The organism is Adlercreutzia sp. ZJ176 (genome assembly GCF_011038975.1).
Taxonomy (GTDB): Bacteria; Actinomycetota; Coriobacteriia; order Coriobacteriales; family Eggerthellaceae; genus CAAEEV01.
Genome location: NZ_JAAKEC010000012.1, coordinates 64,733 through 80,524 on the forward strand (window position 1 = coordinate 64,733; position 15,792 = coordinate 80,524).

A 15,792-nucleotide genomic window follows, 5' to 3' on the forward strand; every position below is an offset into this window, starting at 1 on the left:
TCTCTTCCTTCCGCTAGAGGCGCTGCGCGGCGGCGTAGGCGCCGTGCTGCACGCAGAGCAGGCTGTCGTAGGGGGTGAGCTGCCCGCGCTCGTCGCGCGGCGCCCGCGTGCCCGCGCGTGTGATGGTGCCGACCGCCAGCAGGTGGTCGCCCGCCTCCTGGATGCTCTCGATCACGCCGACCTCCCACGAGTAGCTGTGCAGAGGGACGGGTACGAGGTCCGTGCGCCCAGTGTCCTCGGCGGCGGCTTCGCCCGGCGCGGCGGGTGCGAACGTCGAACGTGCGGCAGCCGCCGTGTCGGTCTCGGCTTTCCCGCCCTCAGCGTTTCCGCCGTCATCGCTCGGCGCGGCGGGACTCGCGCTCACCAGCGCGTGTGCCACGGCAGCCCCCTTGTCCACGAGGCGCCCGGTGTTGCCGCCGCAGAACTCCACGAGGCGCACGCCCTCCGCGTCCGCGGGGGGCACGGCCAGCGAGAAGCGCCCCGTCGCGCGGATGATGCCCATGGTGTGGGACTTCGCGCGCAGGGCGAACGCCACCATGGCGGGGTTGTGCGAGACGGGCGTCACCCAGATGACGGTGGCGAAGCATATCTCGCCTGCGTCTGACCGCGCTCCCACGAGCACGGCGGGGCGCGGGTCCTGCAGCGCGGCGACGTCGCGGCCGTCTACCAGCTCGAAGTCAAGGGGGTTTGGGTCAGCGTGTCTCATGGCGTGTCCTTTCGAGGGGTTCCTCGCGTGAAGAAGGGCGCGCACCTGCGTCTGCAGCTGCGCGCCCTTGTCGGAGTTGCGAGGCTCATGGTGCCGCAGGCGCGGGTGCTACGAGCGCCGCGTTCGCGGAGCCCGCGTCGCCCGGCGTTCGCGCGTTACTCGGCGTCCTGCTCGGCGGCGCCGTGGGAGCACACGGGCGCGTCGGGCAGGTCGATGCCGAGCGCGTACGCCGCCTGGCCGCGCAGCTCCTCGAGCGTGAGCTCGTAGCAGGCCAGCGCGTCAATCCAGCGGCGCAGGCAGCGGTAGCCCTTGTCCGTGAGCGTGAACAGGCGCTTCGCCGAGCCTTCGGCGGGCGTGTCCCACTTGGAGGTCACGAGCCCCGCCTCCTCCATGCGCTTGAGCGCGCGGTAGATGCCGGTGGCGTCGGGCTTCTTGCCGCCGAACATCGGCGAGTTCGCCGCCTGCTGCACGATGATGTAGCCGTGCATGGGCTCCTGGTTCTGGGCGAGCAGGGTGAGGATGGTGGGCTGGGACAGGCGGTTCAGCGACTTGCCCAGCTCAGCGCACTCTTTCAGGTCTTCGTCGGACTGCGGGTGGCAGCTGCTCCACATGGGTGGGACCTCTTTCTCCTAGGTCGTGGTCTTGAACACGCTTACATCATCCCATAACTATTTTCACGATACAAATATTTTCCGAGAAGGAAAGAAGGAATCCGCAACTGCGGCCTGCCGTTCGCGCCCCGGCCGATCCAGCGAGAGAGGGCACCACCCGACTCCAGCCGCCTCCGCGGGAAAGGGCCGTCGCTGCGGAGTCGGCCGCCGTTGCAGGGGAGGGGAATTCGCCGACGTGAACGTGGATATAGCGAGGGGTGGCGCGGTGCTCGCGAAAGTTGCCCTACAATAGCGGGAGCGCTTTTCGCTTCACCCGAGCGCCGAGCGCCCGGAGAAGGGCACCCGGGCAAAAGCACCCGGGCAAGAGTGCCTGGGAGACGCCGGGGGAACGCCTGGAGGTAAGGAGGCTCGCCATGTGCGGCATTGTGGGATATACGGGAGCTGACGCAGCTCAGGGGATTCTGATCGAGGGGCTCACGCGCCTCGAGTATCGCGGGTACGACTCGGCGGGCGTGGCTGTCCAAGACGGCGGGAAGCTCCAGGTCGTGTGCCGCAAGGGCAAGGTGAGCGGGCTGGCGCACACGCTGTCGCACTTCGACTTCACGGGCACGTGCGGCATCGGGCACACGCGCTGGGCCACCCACGGGCGCCCCTCCGAGGTGAACGCGCATCCGCACACCTCGTGCAAGGGCGACATCGCGGTGGTCCACAACGGCATCATCGAGAACTTCGCGGAGCTGCGCGAGGAGCTCGAGGGCCGCGGGCACGTCTTCGCCAGCGAGACCGACACCGAGGTGGTGGCGCACCTGGTGGAGGAGGCGTACGCGCGCGGCGCGGCGCGCGCGGCGGAGGGCAGGGAGCCTGCGGGCGGAAGCGTGCTCGTGGAGGCCGTGGTGGAGGCGGCGTCGCGGCTCGTGGGCGCGTACGGCCTGGCCGTGGTGTGCGAGCAGGAGCCGGGCGTCATCGCCGTCACGCGCAAGGACTCGCCCATCGTGGTGGGGCGCGGCGCGCGCGGCAGCTACGTGGCCTCCGACATCATCGCCATGATCGACGCCACGCGCGACGTGGTGGTGCTCGCCGACGGGCAGGTGGCGCTGCTCACACCCGAGGACGTCAGCTTCTTCGACGAGAGCGGCTCTTCGATCGAGCCGCACGTCACGCACGTCGACTGGGACGTGGACATGGCGGAGAAGGGCGGCTACCCCGACTTCATGCTGAAGGAGATCCACGAGCAGCCGCGCGTCGTCCGCGACACGCTGGCGGGCCGCCTGACGGCGGGCGCGCTCACCATCGACGAGCTCGACATGACCGCCGAGGAGCTCGACCTCGTCGACCGCGTCTACGTGATCGCCTGCGGCACGAGCTACCATGCCGGGCTCATCGCGAAGAACCTGATCGAGGGCTGGGCGCGCATCCCCTGCGAGGTGGAGGTGGCCAGCGAGTTCCGCTACCGTAACCCCATCATCACGCCCACCACGCTCGTGGTGGCGGTGAGCCAGTCGGGCGAGACGGCCGACACGCTCGCGGCCATCCGCGACGCGCGCGTGAAGGGCGCCAAGGTGTTCGGCATCACGAACGTGGTGGGGAGCCCCGTGGCGCGCGAGAGCGACGGCGTGATCTACACGAAGGCCAACAAGGAGATCGCCGTGGCCTCCACGAAGAGCTTCCTCGGCCAGGTGGTGAGCCTCACGCTGCTCGCGCTCCTGCTAGCGCAGAGCAAGGGCAAGCTCAAGACCGCGCAGATCCGCCTGCTGTTCCGCGAGCTGGCCGACACCGCCGAGCAGGTGGAGCGCATCCTCGTCGAGTGCGCGCCCGAGGTGGAGGCGGCGGCGCTCGCGTGCAAGGACGCCGCGAGCGCGCTGTTCATCGGGCGCGGCATGGGTGCGGCCATCAGCTACGAGGGCGCGCTCAAGCTCAAGGAGATCAGCTATCTGCACGCCGAGGCGTACGCGGCCGGCGAGATGAAGCACGGCCCCATCGCGCTCATCGACGAGGGCTTCCCCGTGATCGCCATCGCCACGAAGAGCCCGGTGTACGACAAGGTGGTGTCGAACCTGCAGGAGTCCAAGGCGCGCGGGGCCATGGTGGTGGCCATCGCCACCGAGGGCGACGAGGACATCCGCGCGCACGCCGACCACGTGATCTACATCCCGAAGGTCCGCGACGCGTTCTCCGCCATCACGGCGAGCGTCCCTTTGCAGCTGTTCGCCCGCGCCATCGCCCTCGCGCGCGGCTGCGACGTCGACCAGCCTCGCAACCTCGCCAAGAGCGTGACGGTAGAGTAGGCGGCAGGGCAGGCTCGTACGTTTTGTTTGATGCCGTTGGGGAAAAGGAAAGTTTTGCACGTTAGAGCAAGATCCATGCTGCTACAATAACCTCTTGACTTGACGGCGTAAGTCCTCTGCGTTGGCAGCGCCTTCTTTTATGAAGGAGGTGATTGCCCATGGAGCTTGCTATCGAAGTGGTGAGGCTGGCAACTGCGTTGCTCGGCCTCGTTACAGCGGTGGTGGTACTTCTGTCCAAAGCGCGAGGTATCGTTCGGAAAGGGAAAGGCCGCAAGTAGCAGCTTGCGGCCCAGTACCAACAACGGCGCTGCCTGACCCACATGCGAGGCAGCCGTCGAGTCGTATTATAGCAACCCCCGCGAGGAGATTTCAAGGCAGGCTATGGCGCGAAGCAAGAAAGCACAGAAGACGGTTGACGGCGTGCTCGGCATGCAAGGGGTCGAGGGTCAGGTGGGCCTCGGCGTCGATATCGTGGAGATCGAGCGCGTGCGGCGCATCCTCGCCCGCACGCCGTCGTTCGCCCGCCGCGTGTTCTCCGAGACCGAGCAGGCGTACTGCGACGGCAAGGCCGATCCCGCGGTGCATTACGCCACGCGCTTCGCGGCGAAGGAGGCCGTGGTGAAGGCGCTCGGCACGGGGTTCGCGGAGGGCGTGGGCGTGTGCGACATCGAGGTGCGCCGCACGTCGAAGGGGCGCCCCTACGTGGTGCTCACCGGGCGCGCGCGCGAGGTGGCGCGCGAGCAGGGCGTGCGCGAGATCCCGCTGTCGTTGTCGTTCACGCACGCCGAGGCCGTGGCCTGCGCCATGGCCATCACCGAGGACGCGGTGAGCGCGGCGAAGAAGCGCGTCGACCCCATGGAGGAGCTCGCCGCCCAGTTCAAGGAGGCCCGGGCCCTGCTCGACGACCTCCCCGCGACAGGCGCCGCTGCAACCTCCGAGGGCGCTGTGGGCGCCGAGGGCGAGGGGGCTGCGGGCGCTGCGAGCGCCGCCGCCCCCAAGCCCAAAGTGCTCCAAGGCAAGCTGCTGTAGGGAAGGGGCGCGTCCTTGTCGCGTCCTTGTCGCGGCATCTGCCCTATCATAAGAACACTTGTTTTCTTTTTAGGAGAGGCATACAATAATCCTGAGGAACAGGTTCATGCGAAGACGCCTTCGGATCCGGTCGTTTTTGTCGCAGGGGAGGCTCCTTGGAAGATTTGTCCATGCGCTATTATGAAAAGACGCGGCACCAGTCGCTCTACTACATCACTTCTATCTCGAATGCGCCGTCCATAGCGCGAAACGGCATCCTCTCCCATGATCTTGCTGACCGGGTTCCGCATCGGGACATATCGATGCAAGAGGTTCAGCACAGGCGAGACCAGGTCGAGGTCGTGAAGGGCGTCACCCGGCTTCACCAGTACGCTAATCTTTACTTTGACGCGCGAAATCCCATGATGTATGCACGGCGAAGCGAAAGAGAGGATCTTTGCGTTCTCTGCGTCAGCTATGACGTTCTCGAACTGGGCGGAACGGTCGTCTCCGACAGGAACGCCTCGTCGAGTTATGTGCGTTTCTACAGCCCGGACGATGCGGTCGATCACCTCGACTTCGCCAAGGTATTCGCCAGGGATTGGAATGCCAACGATGCGATTTCCTATTATGATGGGAAGTCGAAGAAATGCGCCGAGGTGCTGGTGTGGGAGAGGGTCCCTCCGAGCTGCATCGTGGGCGCCCTCGTGTGCAGCCGCGATGCGGCTGCGAAGCTCAGTGCGCTTTTGCGCGAAGGGGAAGCTGACCTTCCCGTCGAAGTTTATCCGGACGTATTCTTTGCCTGAGGCTTTTCGGAGGCTAGTATGAGAGTTCTCATTGGGGACATGTTCAAAAGCTCGGCGGACACCCTCGTCAACACGGTCAACTGCGTGGGCGTCATGGGCAAGGGGATCGCGCAAATCTTCAAGGACAGATATCCGGATAACTACAGGGACTATCGGCTGCGATGTCGAAACGGCGAGGTGAGGCCGGGTGAGCCCTATCTCTTTACGGACCTTTTGGGTACGTCGGTAATCAACTTCCCCACGAAAGATCATTGGCGGTCACCCTCTCGGTTGTCGTATATCGAGAAGGGCCTTGACTGGTTTGCGGGCAATTGCGAGAGGCTGGGCGTCAGGTCGGTGGCGTTTCCTCCGCTCGGATGCGGAAACGGGGGCCTCGACTGGGAGGACGTGGGGCCTCTGATGTTTCAGAAGCTGAAGGACCTTCCCGTTGAGATCGAGATTTATGCTCCGTACGGAACGCCGGACGAGCAGCTCTCGGACGAGTTCCTCTCGAAGGGCGCCGGCTTGGGGGAGAAGGCCGGACGAATGCGGATGCGGTACAACGACGCATGGGACCTCATCCTCTACGTCATCAGATCGCTTGACTCTGATCCGCTGTCCTTGCCGGTGGGACGCACCGTATACCAGAAGATCTGCTATGTGTTGACGAGGTCCGGCGTGTCGACAGGGTTCACGTTCGCGCGCGGCGACTATGGACCCTACTCGCTTGAGGCGAAGGAATCCTTGGCGGTCATAGCCAACAGGAACCTCATCAAGGAGGAGGTTCAGGGCAGGTTGATAAGGATGACGGTCGATCCCTCCTTCGCATTCGACGAGGGGAAGTTCAGCGTTGAGGACATGGGCGCCGCGATGGCAACGGTGGACCTCTTCAGCCGCTTCAGCGACACCCGCCAAGCCGAAGAGTTCTCTACGCTCATGTTCGCCTATGACGAGCTGGCGCGTAGCCAGGGAAAAGCGCATGCCTCGATTTGCGAGCAGGACGTGATCGGCTCCGTTGTCGAATGGAAGCCCCATTGGAATACGGCTGAGCAAAAACGGGTTCTCGCTTCGGAACTGTTTTACCTGACGGCGTTTCGGTGGACTGACGTCTCGGGTTTGACCTACGTTCCCGATGATATTTTCTAGTGCTTGATCACCGCCAGCTCAAGGAGGCTCGGACCCTGCGCGACGATTTTCTCCTGAGAGCCCCTCACTCTTCTGCGAAGGTGGCGCCCCAGCCTCATATGCGTTAGTTGTGTCAGGAAAAGATCATTTCGCCGATCGTGCCTTCTCAGGCACCCCTTTATGTTGTATAAATACAACCTAGTGATGGCGGCAGTTGGCGGATGACCGAGGCCGTCTTTTCTATTGCCCTGTATGTTGCATATACGCAACATACAGGGCGAGGTGGATGGCAGGGGGGCTGCCGAAGCTTTCGGCGTGCGGGAAGAGGCGGAGGAGGTTGGTTCTGGCGGAGACGCTTTCACCCAGGCGGCGGGGCGGCAGCTCGGCGGCGCGCATGCCCGCGTGGTACGTGGCGCGCGTGCGCGAGGGGAGCGAGGAGACGGCGGCACGCGACTGCCGCAAGCTTGTTGACTCCGGCTTGCTGCACGACTGCTTCGTGCCGCGCGTGCAGTTCATGCAGAAGCGCCAGGGCGAGTGGCACCTGGTGGAGCGGCTTCTGTACCCCGGCTACGTGTTCGCCATCGCAAGTGACCCGCGTGGGCTCGACCGACGCCTCGGCGCGCTGTCGTTTCCCGTCCATCTGGTAGGGCGGCAGGAGCGCTCGTACGTGCCGCTCGCGACGGGTGAGCAGCGCTGGTTTGAGGCGGTGCTCGACGAGGGCCGCATGCTGCGGACGAGCGCGGGCGTCATCGAGGACGGCGTCCTCGTCGTGCGCGAGGGGCCGCTGCGCGGCTTCGAGCAGCGCGTCAAGAAGCTCAACCGGCACAAGGCGCTTGCGCTGGTGCAGGTTGACATGCCCGACCGCGCGGTGCTCTTGCGCGCGGGGCTCGCGGTGACGAGCCGCACCTAAAGGCGGCGTGCCCGCCAGGCAGCTTGTTGCGCGCAGACCAGCTGGGAGGCCGGCCTGCGCGCAGGAAACTGCGCCGAACATACCCGGATGCCCTGAACAGCGTCGCGCTCGACGCTCGTTGGCGTCAGGGGAGTGAATGCGTTTTCGATTGAGCGAGCCGAGAGGTCAGGGGCGAAGCCATGCCGGAAATCAGGTCGAAGTGGTACGTGATCCAGGTGCGCACGGGCCACGAGGAGCGTGCGCGCGCCCTCATCAGCCAAGCTGCTGCCCAGGCCGCGGAAGGCGGGCTCTTTCTCGCTGCGGATGCTGCGGATGCCGCGGGCGTTGCGAGCGCCGTGGGTTTCGAAGGCGCTGCGAGCGCCGCGGGTCTTAAGGAGGCTGCAAGTGGCCTGCGCGCGGCGAGCGCCGCGGGCATCCTGCGAGAGTGCTTCGTGCCCAAGGCGTGCGTGGCGCAGAAGGTCGACGGCAAGTGGATCCCCTGCGAGAGGGTGCTGCTGCCCGGCTACCTGATCGCCGTGACCGCGCGGGCTGACCAGCTTGAGCCGGTGCTCAGGCGCGTGCCTGACCTCACGCGCATCCTCGGAAACGACAACGCATTCACTCCCCTCGACGCAAGCGAGGTGGCGTGGCTCGAGGCGTCAACCTCCCAGTCCGATCGCGTCGTGGAGATGTCGGAGGGCTGCCTGGAAGGCGGCAGGCTGAGGATCACCAGCGGCCCCCTCTTGGGGAAGGAGGCCTGGGTGCGGAAGGTGAACCACCGCAAGAAGGTGGCGTACTTGGAGATGCAGATGTTCGGCAGGACGATAAAAGCCCAGCTAGGCCTGAAAGTGAAAAGAAAAAGGGTTTGAAGCGAAGTTTCATAATCGAAGACGGGGCGAGGGACGCGGGAGATGATGTGGTGACAGGTGTTCACATGGATTCATCTGTACCGTTTATAGTACAGTTTATCGCAATGGAAGCGTTTCTCATTCCTCGCTTATCTGCGGAAGACCCTCGTTCTGGCCTCTCCTGTTTGCTAGGTCAATTGGCCCAGCGGATCGCGAGGGTTCGCGCATGAGCCTCGCCGCGCAGATCGAGGACGCCTGCGTCACTCCCGAGGAGCGCAGGGCCGCGGCCGCGGTGGACGCGGCCGGCAAGCACGAGCCCGGCCTCCGCGAGAGGGGCATCCCCGCCGACGTGCTGGAGAGGCTCTTGCCTGGCGACGACGTGCTGGTGCTCGAGGAGCCCGAGGTCGCGGGCGGGCTCGGGTACCGATTCGTCAAGAGGGCGTTCGACGTGTGCGCGTGCGGGCTGGCGCTCGCCGTGCTCGCCCTCCCCATGGCCGCGATGGCGGTCAAGGTCAGGTCGGAGTCCCCGGGGTCGGTCATCTACGCGCAGGAGCGCGTGGGGAGGGGCGGGAAGCCGTTCAAGGTCTACAAGTTCCGCTCCATGTACGTCGACGCCGAGGCGCGCGGCGCTCGCTGGGCGGCGGACGGCGACCCGCGCGTCACGCCCTTCGGCCGCTGGATGCGCGACCACCGCCTAGACGAGCTGCCCCAGCTCTGGAACGTCGTCAGGGGCGACATGTCCCTCATAGGCCCGCGCCCGGAGCGCCCCGCCTTCTGCGAGGCGTTCGAGGAGAGGATCGTGGGCTGGCACTACAGGACGAAGGTGCGCCCGGGACTCTCGGGCCTCGCTCAGGTGAGCGGCGGCTACGACCTGCTGCCCGCCGAGAAGGTTCTCTACGACATGGAGTACATCGAGAACAGGAGCATACGCTTGGATTTGAATCTCATGTTTTGCACGCTGGGCGTGCTGCGTACCGGAGAAGGCGCGAAATGAGCAAGGCGCAGAAGACGCGCGTCCTCTTCCTCATCCACACCCTTGGCGGCGGCGGTGCCGAGAAGGCGCTCGTCAACCTCGTCCGTGCTCTTCCGCGCGACAGGTTCGACATCACGGTCGAGACGGTCATCGACACGGGGAGGTACAGATCCGAGTTGCCCAGCTGGGTGCGCTACGAGACCGCGTTGAGCATCCCGCTCGTCAGCAAGGGGGAGAGCGGCGACGGCTCGGGCTCGCTTCTCGCGAATCCGGGGCCGCTCAGGGTCCTGGCCGCCAAGGCCTACGCCTCCGCGCTTCGCCTCGCCTCCGCGCGGACGCTGTACAGGCACATCGTCAAAGACGGCTACGACGTGGAGGTTGCCTTTCTGGAGGGCATATGCGCGAAGGCGATCTCCGGCTCTGCCAGCGACGCCCTCAAGCTCGGGTGGGTGCACGTCGACATCTCCGAGCAGCGCAAGTCGCACTCCGTGTGGCGCTCCCTGCGGGACGAGGAGGATGGCTGGGAGGCGTTCGACAGGATCGTGGCGGTGTCTGAGCACGTGCGGAGCAGCTTCTGCGGCCTGTTCCCGTCTCAGGCGGGCAAGACGGCGGTCTGCCACAACATCCTGGACGTGCAGGAGTGCCGTCTGCTCTCGGGGGAGGACGACGAGGGTCGGGCTCGCAAGGGGAAGGGGCTCAGGATCTGCTCGGTCGGCCGCCTCAACCGGCAGAAGGGATACGACCGGCTCGTGGAAGCCGCGGCGGGCCTCAAGCGCGAAGGCCTTGAGTTCTCCGTCGAGATAGTGGGGACGGGCACGGCGAGGGACGAGCTGACGTCCCTCATCGAAGGAGCTGACCTGCAAGGGACAGTCGAGCTGCTGGGGTACCGGAAGAATCCGTTGCCGCTGGTCGCCGCAGCCGACCTTTTCGTGGCGCCGTCGCGCGCCGAGGGGCTGAGCACCGCCGTGGCCGAGGCCCTTGCGCTCGGCGTGCCCGTCCTCGCGACCGACTGCTCGGGCATGAGGGAGCTCCTGGGGGACTCCGAGCGCGGCCTTATCGTGGAGAACTCGACGGAGGGGATTCGCGAGGGGCTCCGCTCGCTGATGTCGAACCAGGAGGTGCTCGACTCTTACAGGAGGGAGATCGCGTCGAGCGAGCCTCCGCTCTCAAGGGAGGCCGGGGTGAGGGAGTTCCTGTGGCTCCTGGAAGGGGGTCGGTGAGGTGCCTTCGGCGCTGGACGCCTTCGTGGCGCTGTTCGCGCTCACGACGTTCAACAGGGAGCTTCGCCTGTTCGGCCTCGACCTGCGCTACGTCGTCGTCGCGCTCGCCGTGCTCCTGATCGTGCGGTCACTCAGGAGGGGCGGGCCGGCCCAGGGCGACCGCCCGGCCGCGGGAGTCGTTCGGCCTTGGGACCTGTGGCTGCTCTATGCGCTCATGCTGGCGAGCAACGTGAGCTGGCTGTGGAACGGCCTTCCGCTGAACCAGGACCAGTTTCTGAACCTGATGATCCTCAACCTGAGCAACCTGCTGTACTCGATTGTGTTCTGGCGCTACCGAGGCGCGATAGACCCCGTCAAGGTCATCAGGGCCTCGCTGCTCTCCGCCGTGATCTGCGTGGCGAGCATGCTGTGGGTGTATGTCGGCAACGAGCTGCCGGCCTTCCTCCATGACGCGGGCGTCAGGGCCGGCAACGTGGGCAGCGAGCTGCACGTCAACCTGTTCGGCCAAGAGAGCCGGTCGGCGGGCTTCGCGGAGGACGCCAACTACGCCTCCCTCTTCTGCATGATCGGGGCGGCGCTCGCGTGCGCCCACTACGGGCCGGGGACCCTCATGAGGGGCGGCCTTCTCATGCTCTTCCTCTTCGGGTATGCCATCTCCTTCTCCAAGACGCTTTTGTTCGGAACTGCTTTCTGCGTCGTGGTTCTGCTCGCGAGAGCCTGCGCTCGCGAGTCATGGGGCGCTTGGGCGTGGGCGACTGTCGTGGCGGCCGCCGTCCTGTCGCTCTTCGCGCTCAGCGAGATACCCCTGCTGCAGTCGAACTTGTCCATGGCGACGCGGTTTCACTTCTGGGACGTCGCGAGGGGCCTCTTCCTCGACAACCCCGTCCTCGGCGGCGGGCTCTCGTCGGTGCGCTCCGCAATAGACGTCGCCAGCTCTAGCGGGTGGTACGTCCAGTGCCACAGCACGTTCTGGCAGGTTCTCTCGGAGCACGGCCTTCCCGCCCTCGTCCTCCTGTGCATCCTTCTCTCCCGCCGCCTCGCCGCCGCGAGGACGTGGTGGCAGGTCTTCGTCGTCGCCCAGCTCGTCGTGCTCTGCATGACGACCGAGACGATGTACCAGCAGTTCTTCGTGTACATCACCTGCGCCCTTCCCCTCGTATTCGCCGTCGAGCCCGCGGCGCTCGTGCACGTAGGGCGCCTGTCGCGACCGTCGGCGAGAGTACGTTCCTGTTCGATTCGAAAAGGGGTTTGGACATGAGGTCGCTGTTCGTCATCAACTCGCTCTCGGGGGGCGGCGCAGAGCGCGTGGTCCTCAATATGGTTGAGCGCATGGCTCGGGAGTCGGAGGTCGACGTAGCCACCGTCTACGCGGGGGTGGAGGTCGACTACCGGCTGCCGTCCTCGGTGACGGTTGCCGACATGGGGGTCGACCCGGGCGCGGGCAAGGCGGCGCGCCTCGCCCAGCTGCTCGGCGCGCGCAGGAGGCTGGACGCCTTCGTGCGCGAGAGGGAGCTCGAGGGAGGCTATGATCTCATCACGGCCCACCTCACGGCGTCCCACATGCTGGCGAGGGCGTCGTGCGTGCGGCATCGGTGCCTTTACGCGCACCACGCTTCCGTCGGGACCATCGAGGAGGGAGCGGGCGCCCTCTCTCGCGTCGCGTTCAGGGCGATGTACCGCGACGAGGGCGTCGTGGCGGTCTCTCAGGGGACGAAAGGGGATCTCGTCAGGGCTTATGGGCTGTCGGATGGGGACGTGCGGGTTGTGCTCAACCCCGTCCCGGTCGACGAGATCAGGGCGCGCTCCCGGGAGCCCATATCCTTCGAGCGCCCCTTCGTGCTCTTCGTCGGGAGGCTTGTGGAGGTGAAGCGGCCCGGGCTGATGCTTGAGGCGTACGAGGCGAGCTCGCTCAGGGAAACGCACGACCTGGTGTTTCTCGGCAAGGGGCCGCTCGAGGGAGAGCTCCGCGAGCTTGCGAGGTCGAGGGGGCTGGGCGGTCGGGTCTACCTCATGGGCTTTCAGGCGAACCCCTATGCGTGGATGGCGAGGTCCTCTGCGATGGTCATGACGTCGTCGTCCGAGGCGTTCCCGATGGTGCTCGTGGAGGGGCTCGTCTCCGGGGCTCGCGTCGTTGCCGGCGACTGCGACTGGGGGCCGCGCGAGATCCTCACGGGAGACCTTGCGCGCTTCCTCGTCCCCAAGGACGACGTCAGCGCTTACGCGCGGGCGATGGAGGGGGCTCTGGAAGGGTATCCTGCCCTTCCCGGGGGCTTCGCCGAGCGCTATGGGGTAGACGGCGCGGTTCGAGGGTATCTCGACTTCTATCGCGAACGCATGGACAGGGGGCGGGAGGTTTCCTATGGGCTGTAGCGTCGGAGTAGTTACCTATCATAAATCTCTTAGTTACGGTGGCTGTCTCCAGGCATTTGCAACAATGGAAGTGATCAGAAGGCTCGGAGGCTCTCCTTTTTTTGTAGACTACGAAAACCCTTACGAGGCGCGGGCGAAGTCCTCGGAGGCGCTCCGACACGGGTCGCCGAGACAGAGGGTGGCAGTGCTGGCCAAGAGGCTACTGTACAACCAGAAGGAATGCCACAGAAGGGCCTTTTCCTCATTCGCCGCATCACTGCCGCTCTCTGAGGAGTGCTGCAAGAGCATAGACGGATTAGATACCGTAGAGGCTGATGCTTTGCTGGTTGGGTCGGATCAAGTGTGGAACCCGAAGATTACCGGAGGGATTGACCCCGTATTCTTCCTGCAGTTCGGCAAGGCCAAGAGACGCGTGTCCTTTGCCTCAAGTGTTGGGTCATACCAGATGGGAGCTGAGGAACTTTCTCAGGTGGCCTCTTATCTGTCGCGGTTTACGTCGATATGCGTCAGGGAAGACTTTGCCAAAGGCCAGATTCAGCCCCTTGTCGATGTTCCAGTGCATGTTGGTGCGGATCCAACCCTGCAGTTGCACGGAGACGAGTGGAGGCGCTTTGCGGAAGGGGTCGATGGGTTGGAGCCGAGATCCTACATTCTCGTTTTTTCCGTTGCAAGTACTTTATCGCGCCTGGCTCCCATGATTCGAGATATTAAAGGAGCCCTCCACCTTCCGATTGTGCAAGTAAGGCTGAACTCAAAGAAGCCAGCACTTGTAGATCATGTGATCCCAGCGACTCCCTTTGAGTTGGTGTGGCTCATAGATAATGCTGCGCATGTACTTACGGATTCATTTCATGGGCTCGCTTTTTCGATCAATATGGAGACTTCATTTACTCTGCTGCCAAACGAGGGCAACAACGTCAGACTACTCGAATTGGCAAGGCTTTCTGGCCTTTCCTCCAGGATGCGCCAACCTGATGAGAGGTCCTGTGCATGGGAAGAGATTGATTTCAGCGTGGCTAGGGAGAGCCTGACGCAGCGGAGAGCTGAAGATAAGGTGTGGCTGTCCTCTGCACTGGGCTTTGGGGAGAACGGTGTCTAGCATCGCAAAGGCTCCGTCAACAAAATGCGCAGGTTGTGTCATATGTGCTGTTATTCGTTCCAGGAAATGCACAGCGAGGAGCAGAGGGTCTCTCTTCTTCCGGACCAAAGAAAGGGATTAAGCATGTACTCAATGCTCAGGAATATCCAAATTGTCGTAGCGTCTCTCAAGGCGCACGGCATAAAGAAAGTCGTTCACTGCCCTGGAGGCTCTGACGCCCCGATAGGCATCTCCTTCGACACTGACGCCTTCTTCGACTGCTACTCCGTCGTTGACGAGCGTAGCGCTCTGTTCTTCGCAATCGGCATGTCCCTCGCAGGCGACAGGGAGCCGGTGGCGGTGGTGTGCACATCGGGAACGGCCGTCTCGAACCTTTCCTCCGGCATGGCGGAGGCGTATTACAAAGGGGTCCCCATCGTTGCCATCACCGCCGATCGCAGTCCTTATCTGCTCGATCAGTTTGAGATTCAGAAGATAGACCAGCGCGCGATCTTCTCGAATTGCGCAAAGTACGAGGCGGATCTCCCGCTTGTGGACAATGACGATCAGGCCAGGTACTGTGACAGACTGGTTAATGAGGCTCTGCTGGAGCTCACGAGCGGGATGTGGGGTCCGGTTCATCTCAACGTTCCCGTCATGGGGCGCTCGGGTTGCTATGCCGCCAAGCTCCCTGATACGAAGACCATCCATCGCCACCTGCCGACTGACCCCGACGCCGATTGGGCCATGTTGGCCCGAAGCCTCGCAAGCTACGAGAAGGTCATGGTGATCGTCGGGGAGAACGTCGGCATCAGTGAGCGTACGCTTGACGCCATGTCCCGCTTCTTCGCGTCCTATAACTGCATGTTCTCCGTCGAGCATATGTCCAATTGCCATATCGACGGGACGGTCATGACTTATCGCGCAACGGAGGCAATGGCCTCGGGAGCGTTCGATGCGCTCTGCCCTGACCTCGTGATCGACTTCGGCGGGCATGTGGCGACCGTCAAGCTCAAAGCGCATCTCAGGGAGCGAGCAGGTCGTTTCGCGCATTGGTCGGTGCGGGAGGATGGGAGCGTGCGTGACGGCTTCTTCTCTCTGACTGACGTGTTCTGGTGCGATCCGGGCTACTTCTTCGACAAGCTGGCGTGCCTCGCGCCGGCTGGAAGCGCGAACGACCGCGAATACCTCAGCAAGTGGAAGACGGCCGTCGACGCTGTCGACCCCCCGACTGAGGGCCTCACCAACTTCTCCGTCGCTCGGGAGCTCGCAAGGAGGCTTCCTGAGGGAAGCTTCCTCGAGCTGGGCATCCTGAATTCCGTGAGAGTTGCGCAATTCTTCGACATCTCTCCGGACGTTACCGTGAGCGCAAACCTCGGAGCGCTCGGCATCGACGGCTGCCTTTCCACGGCGGTGGGAGTTGCTGCCGCTGCGGAGCGAGAGGTTTTCATCATGCAAGGCGACCTGAGCTTCTTCTACGACATGAACGCGCTGGGCATTCGATATGCGGGATCGAACTTGCACGTCTTGGTCGTTAACAACAATGGCGCAAGTGAGTTCCACATCAACGGCATGGCCAAGGCTTATCCAGACGTGCTGGACGTTTACCTTGCAGCCGGGCATGAGCAGTCGGCTGAAGGCTGGGCTCGTCAATGCGGCTTCTCCTACATCGGCATACGCGAGGCGTCGGCGCTCTCGGAGGCGATGGGCGAATTCGCAAGGCCCGGTGCGGGCCCCATCCTCATGGAGGTGTTCACAAGCCGCTATTCTGACTCCGAGCTGCTCGACTCCTTCTACGCAGACAACTCGGGCGCGACCTCTGCCGAGCGGGCGAAAAGCATGGCGAAGGACACGGCAAAGCGGCTGCTGTCGCTCGGAAGGCGCTAGTCGCGGC

General features: G+C 64.3%; 14 protein-coding genes. 12 read left to right on the forward strand and 2 right to left on the reverse strand.

Features of this window, described 5'->3' with window-relative positions; genetic code table 11:
- Positions 1-13: 13 nt before the first annotated feature.
- A complete protein-coding gene (locus G7Y50_RS07805; RefSeq protein ID WP_165054406.1) occupies positions 14-706 on the reverse strand; it encodes a flavin reductase family protein in 693 nt (230 codons plus the stop codon).
- A 155-nt stretch (positions 707-861) separates the two neighbouring features.
- Positions 862-1,317, reverse strand: a complete 456-nt coding sequence (locus G7Y50_RS07810; protein WP_165054403.1) for a PadR family transcriptional regulator — start codon at positions 1,315-1,317, stop codon at positions 862-864.
- A gap of 413 nt (positions 1,318-1,730) precedes the next feature.
- On the opposite strand from G7Y50_RS07810, the gene glmS reads away from it, so the two are divergent.
- The 12 genes from glmS to menD all read left to right on the forward strand — a co-directional run bounded on the left by glmS (position 1,731) and on the right by menD (position 15,785).
- The gene (gene glmS, locus G7Y50_RS07815) at positions 1,731-3,602 is read left to right on the forward strand and encodes a glutamine--fructose-6-phosphate transaminase (isomerizing) (protein WP_165054399.1); all 1,872 of its coding nucleotides are present in this window, start codon (positions 1,731-1,733) and stop codon (positions 3,600-3,602) included.
- A gap of 381 nt (positions 3,603-3,983) precedes the next feature.
- A complete protein-coding gene (gene acpS, locus G7Y50_RS07820) occupies positions 3,984-4,631 on the forward strand; it encodes a holo-ACP synthase (protein ID WP_165054396.1) in 648 nt (215 codons plus the stop codon).
- A gap of 155 nt (positions 4,632-4,786) precedes the next feature.
- A complete protein-coding gene (locus G7Y50_RS07825) occupies positions 4,787-5,416 on the forward strand; it encodes a DUF4433 domain-containing protein (protein WP_165054392.1) in 630 nt (209 codons plus the stop codon).
- A gap of 18 nt (positions 5,417-5,434) precedes the next feature.
- Positions 5,435-6,541 (forward strand): macro domain-containing protein, encoded by a 1,107-nt coding sequence (locus tag G7Y50_RS07830; protein ID WP_165054389.1) that lies wholly within the window; start codon positions 5,435-5,437, stop codon positions 6,539-6,541.
- Between the two features lie 316 nt (positions 6,542-6,857).
- Entirely contained in the window at positions 6,858-7,430 is a 573-nt protein-coding gene (locus G7Y50_RS07835; RefSeq protein WP_165054386.1) for a transcription termination/antitermination NusG family protein, read from the forward strand.
- 179 nt (positions 7,431-7,609) lie between these two features.
- Positions 7,610-8,278: a transcription termination/antitermination NusG family protein gene (locus tag G7Y50_RS07840; protein ID WP_165054383.1), complete on the forward strand. Its 669-nt coding sequence runs from the start codon at positions 7,610-7,612 to the stop codon at positions 8,276-8,278.
- 205 nt (positions 8,279-8,483) lie between these two features.
- The gene (locus G7Y50_RS07845; RefSeq protein ID WP_165054380.1) at positions 8,484-9,251 is read left to right on the forward strand and encodes a sugar transferase; all 768 of its coding nucleotides are present in this window, start codon (positions 8,484-8,486) and stop codon (positions 9,249-9,251) included.
- On the forward strand, positions 9,248-10,450 hold the full coding sequence (locus tag G7Y50_RS07850; protein WP_165054377.1) for a glycosyltransferase: 1,203 nt from the start codon (positions 9,248-9,250) through the stop codon (positions 10,448-10,450). The genes G7Y50_RS07845 and G7Y50_RS07850 overlap by 4 nt, the downstream gene beginning before the upstream one ends.
- 1 nt (position 10,451) lies before the next feature.
- Entirely contained in the window at positions 10,452-11,708 is a 1,257-nt protein-coding gene (locus G7Y50_RS07855; protein WP_165054374.1) for an O-antigen ligase family protein, read from the forward strand.
- Positions 11,705-12,820 carry a glycosyltransferase gene (locus G7Y50_RS07860; RefSeq protein WP_165054369.1) on the forward strand — a complete coding sequence of 372 codons (1,116 nt, stop codon included), beginning with the start codon at positions 11,705-11,707 and terminating at the stop codon, positions 12,818-12,820. The genes G7Y50_RS07855 and G7Y50_RS07860 overlap by 4 nt, the downstream gene beginning before the upstream one ends.
- On the forward strand, positions 12,810-13,919 hold the full coding sequence (locus G7Y50_RS07865) for a polysaccharide pyruvyl transferase family protein (protein ID WP_165054366.1): 1,110 nt from the start codon (positions 12,810-12,812) through the stop codon (positions 13,917-13,919). The genes G7Y50_RS07860 and G7Y50_RS07865 overlap by 11 nt, the downstream gene beginning before the upstream one ends.
- Before the next feature lie 66 nt (positions 13,920-13,985).
- Positions 13,986-15,785 carry a 2-succinyl-5-enolpyruvyl-6-hydroxy-3-cyclohexene-1-carboxylate synthase gene (gene menD / locus G7Y50_RS07870; protein WP_165057023.1) on the forward strand — a complete coding sequence of 600 codons (1,800 nt, stop codon included), beginning with the start codon at positions 13,986-13,988 and terminating at the stop codon, positions 15,783-15,785.
- The last annotated feature ends 7 nt before the right edge of the window (positions 15,786-15,792 follow it).

Coding starts and splice junctions, on each gene's coding strand:
- G7Y50_RS07805 (WP_165054406.1), bottom strand. CDS start 706: ATGAGACACGCTGACCCAAACCCCCTTGACTTCGAGCTGGTAGACGGC.
- G7Y50_RS07810 (WP_165054403.1), bottom strand. CDS start 1,317: ATGTGGAGCAGCTGCCACCCGCAGTCCGACGAAGACCTGAAAGAGTGC.
- glmS (WP_165054399.1), top strand. CDS start 1,731: ATGTGCGGCATTGTGGGATATACGGGAGCTGACGCAGCTCAGGGGATT.
- acpS (WP_165054396.1), top strand. CDS start 3,984: ATGGCGCGAAGCAAGAAAGCACAGAAGACGGTTGACGGCGTGCTCGGC.
- G7Y50_RS07830 (WP_165054389.1), top strand. CDS start 5,435: ATGAGAGTTCTCATTGGGGACATGTTCAAAAGCTCGGCGGACACCCTC.
- G7Y50_RS07840 (WP_165054383.1), top strand. CDS start 7,610: ATGCCGGAAATCAGGTCGAAGTGGTACGTGATCCAGGTGCGCACGGGC.
- G7Y50_RS07845 (WP_165054380.1), top strand. CDS start 8,484: ATGAGCCTCGCCGCGCAGATCGAGGACGCCTGCGTCACTCCCGAGGAG.
- G7Y50_RS07850 (WP_165054377.1), top strand. CDS start 9,248: ATGAGCAAGGCGCAGAAGACGCGCGTCCTCTTCCTCATCCACACCCTT.
- G7Y50_RS07860 (WP_165054369.1), top strand. CDS start 11,705: ATGAGGTCGCTGTTCGTCATCAACTCGCTCTCGGGGGGCGGCGCAGAG.
- G7Y50_RS07865 (WP_165054366.1), top strand. CDS start 12,810: ATGGGCTGTAGCGTCGGAGTAGTTACCTATCATAAATCTCTTAGTTAC.
- menD (WP_165057023.1), top strand. CDS start 13,986: ATGCACAGCGAGGAGCAGAGGGTCTCTCTTCTTCCGGACCAAAGAAAG.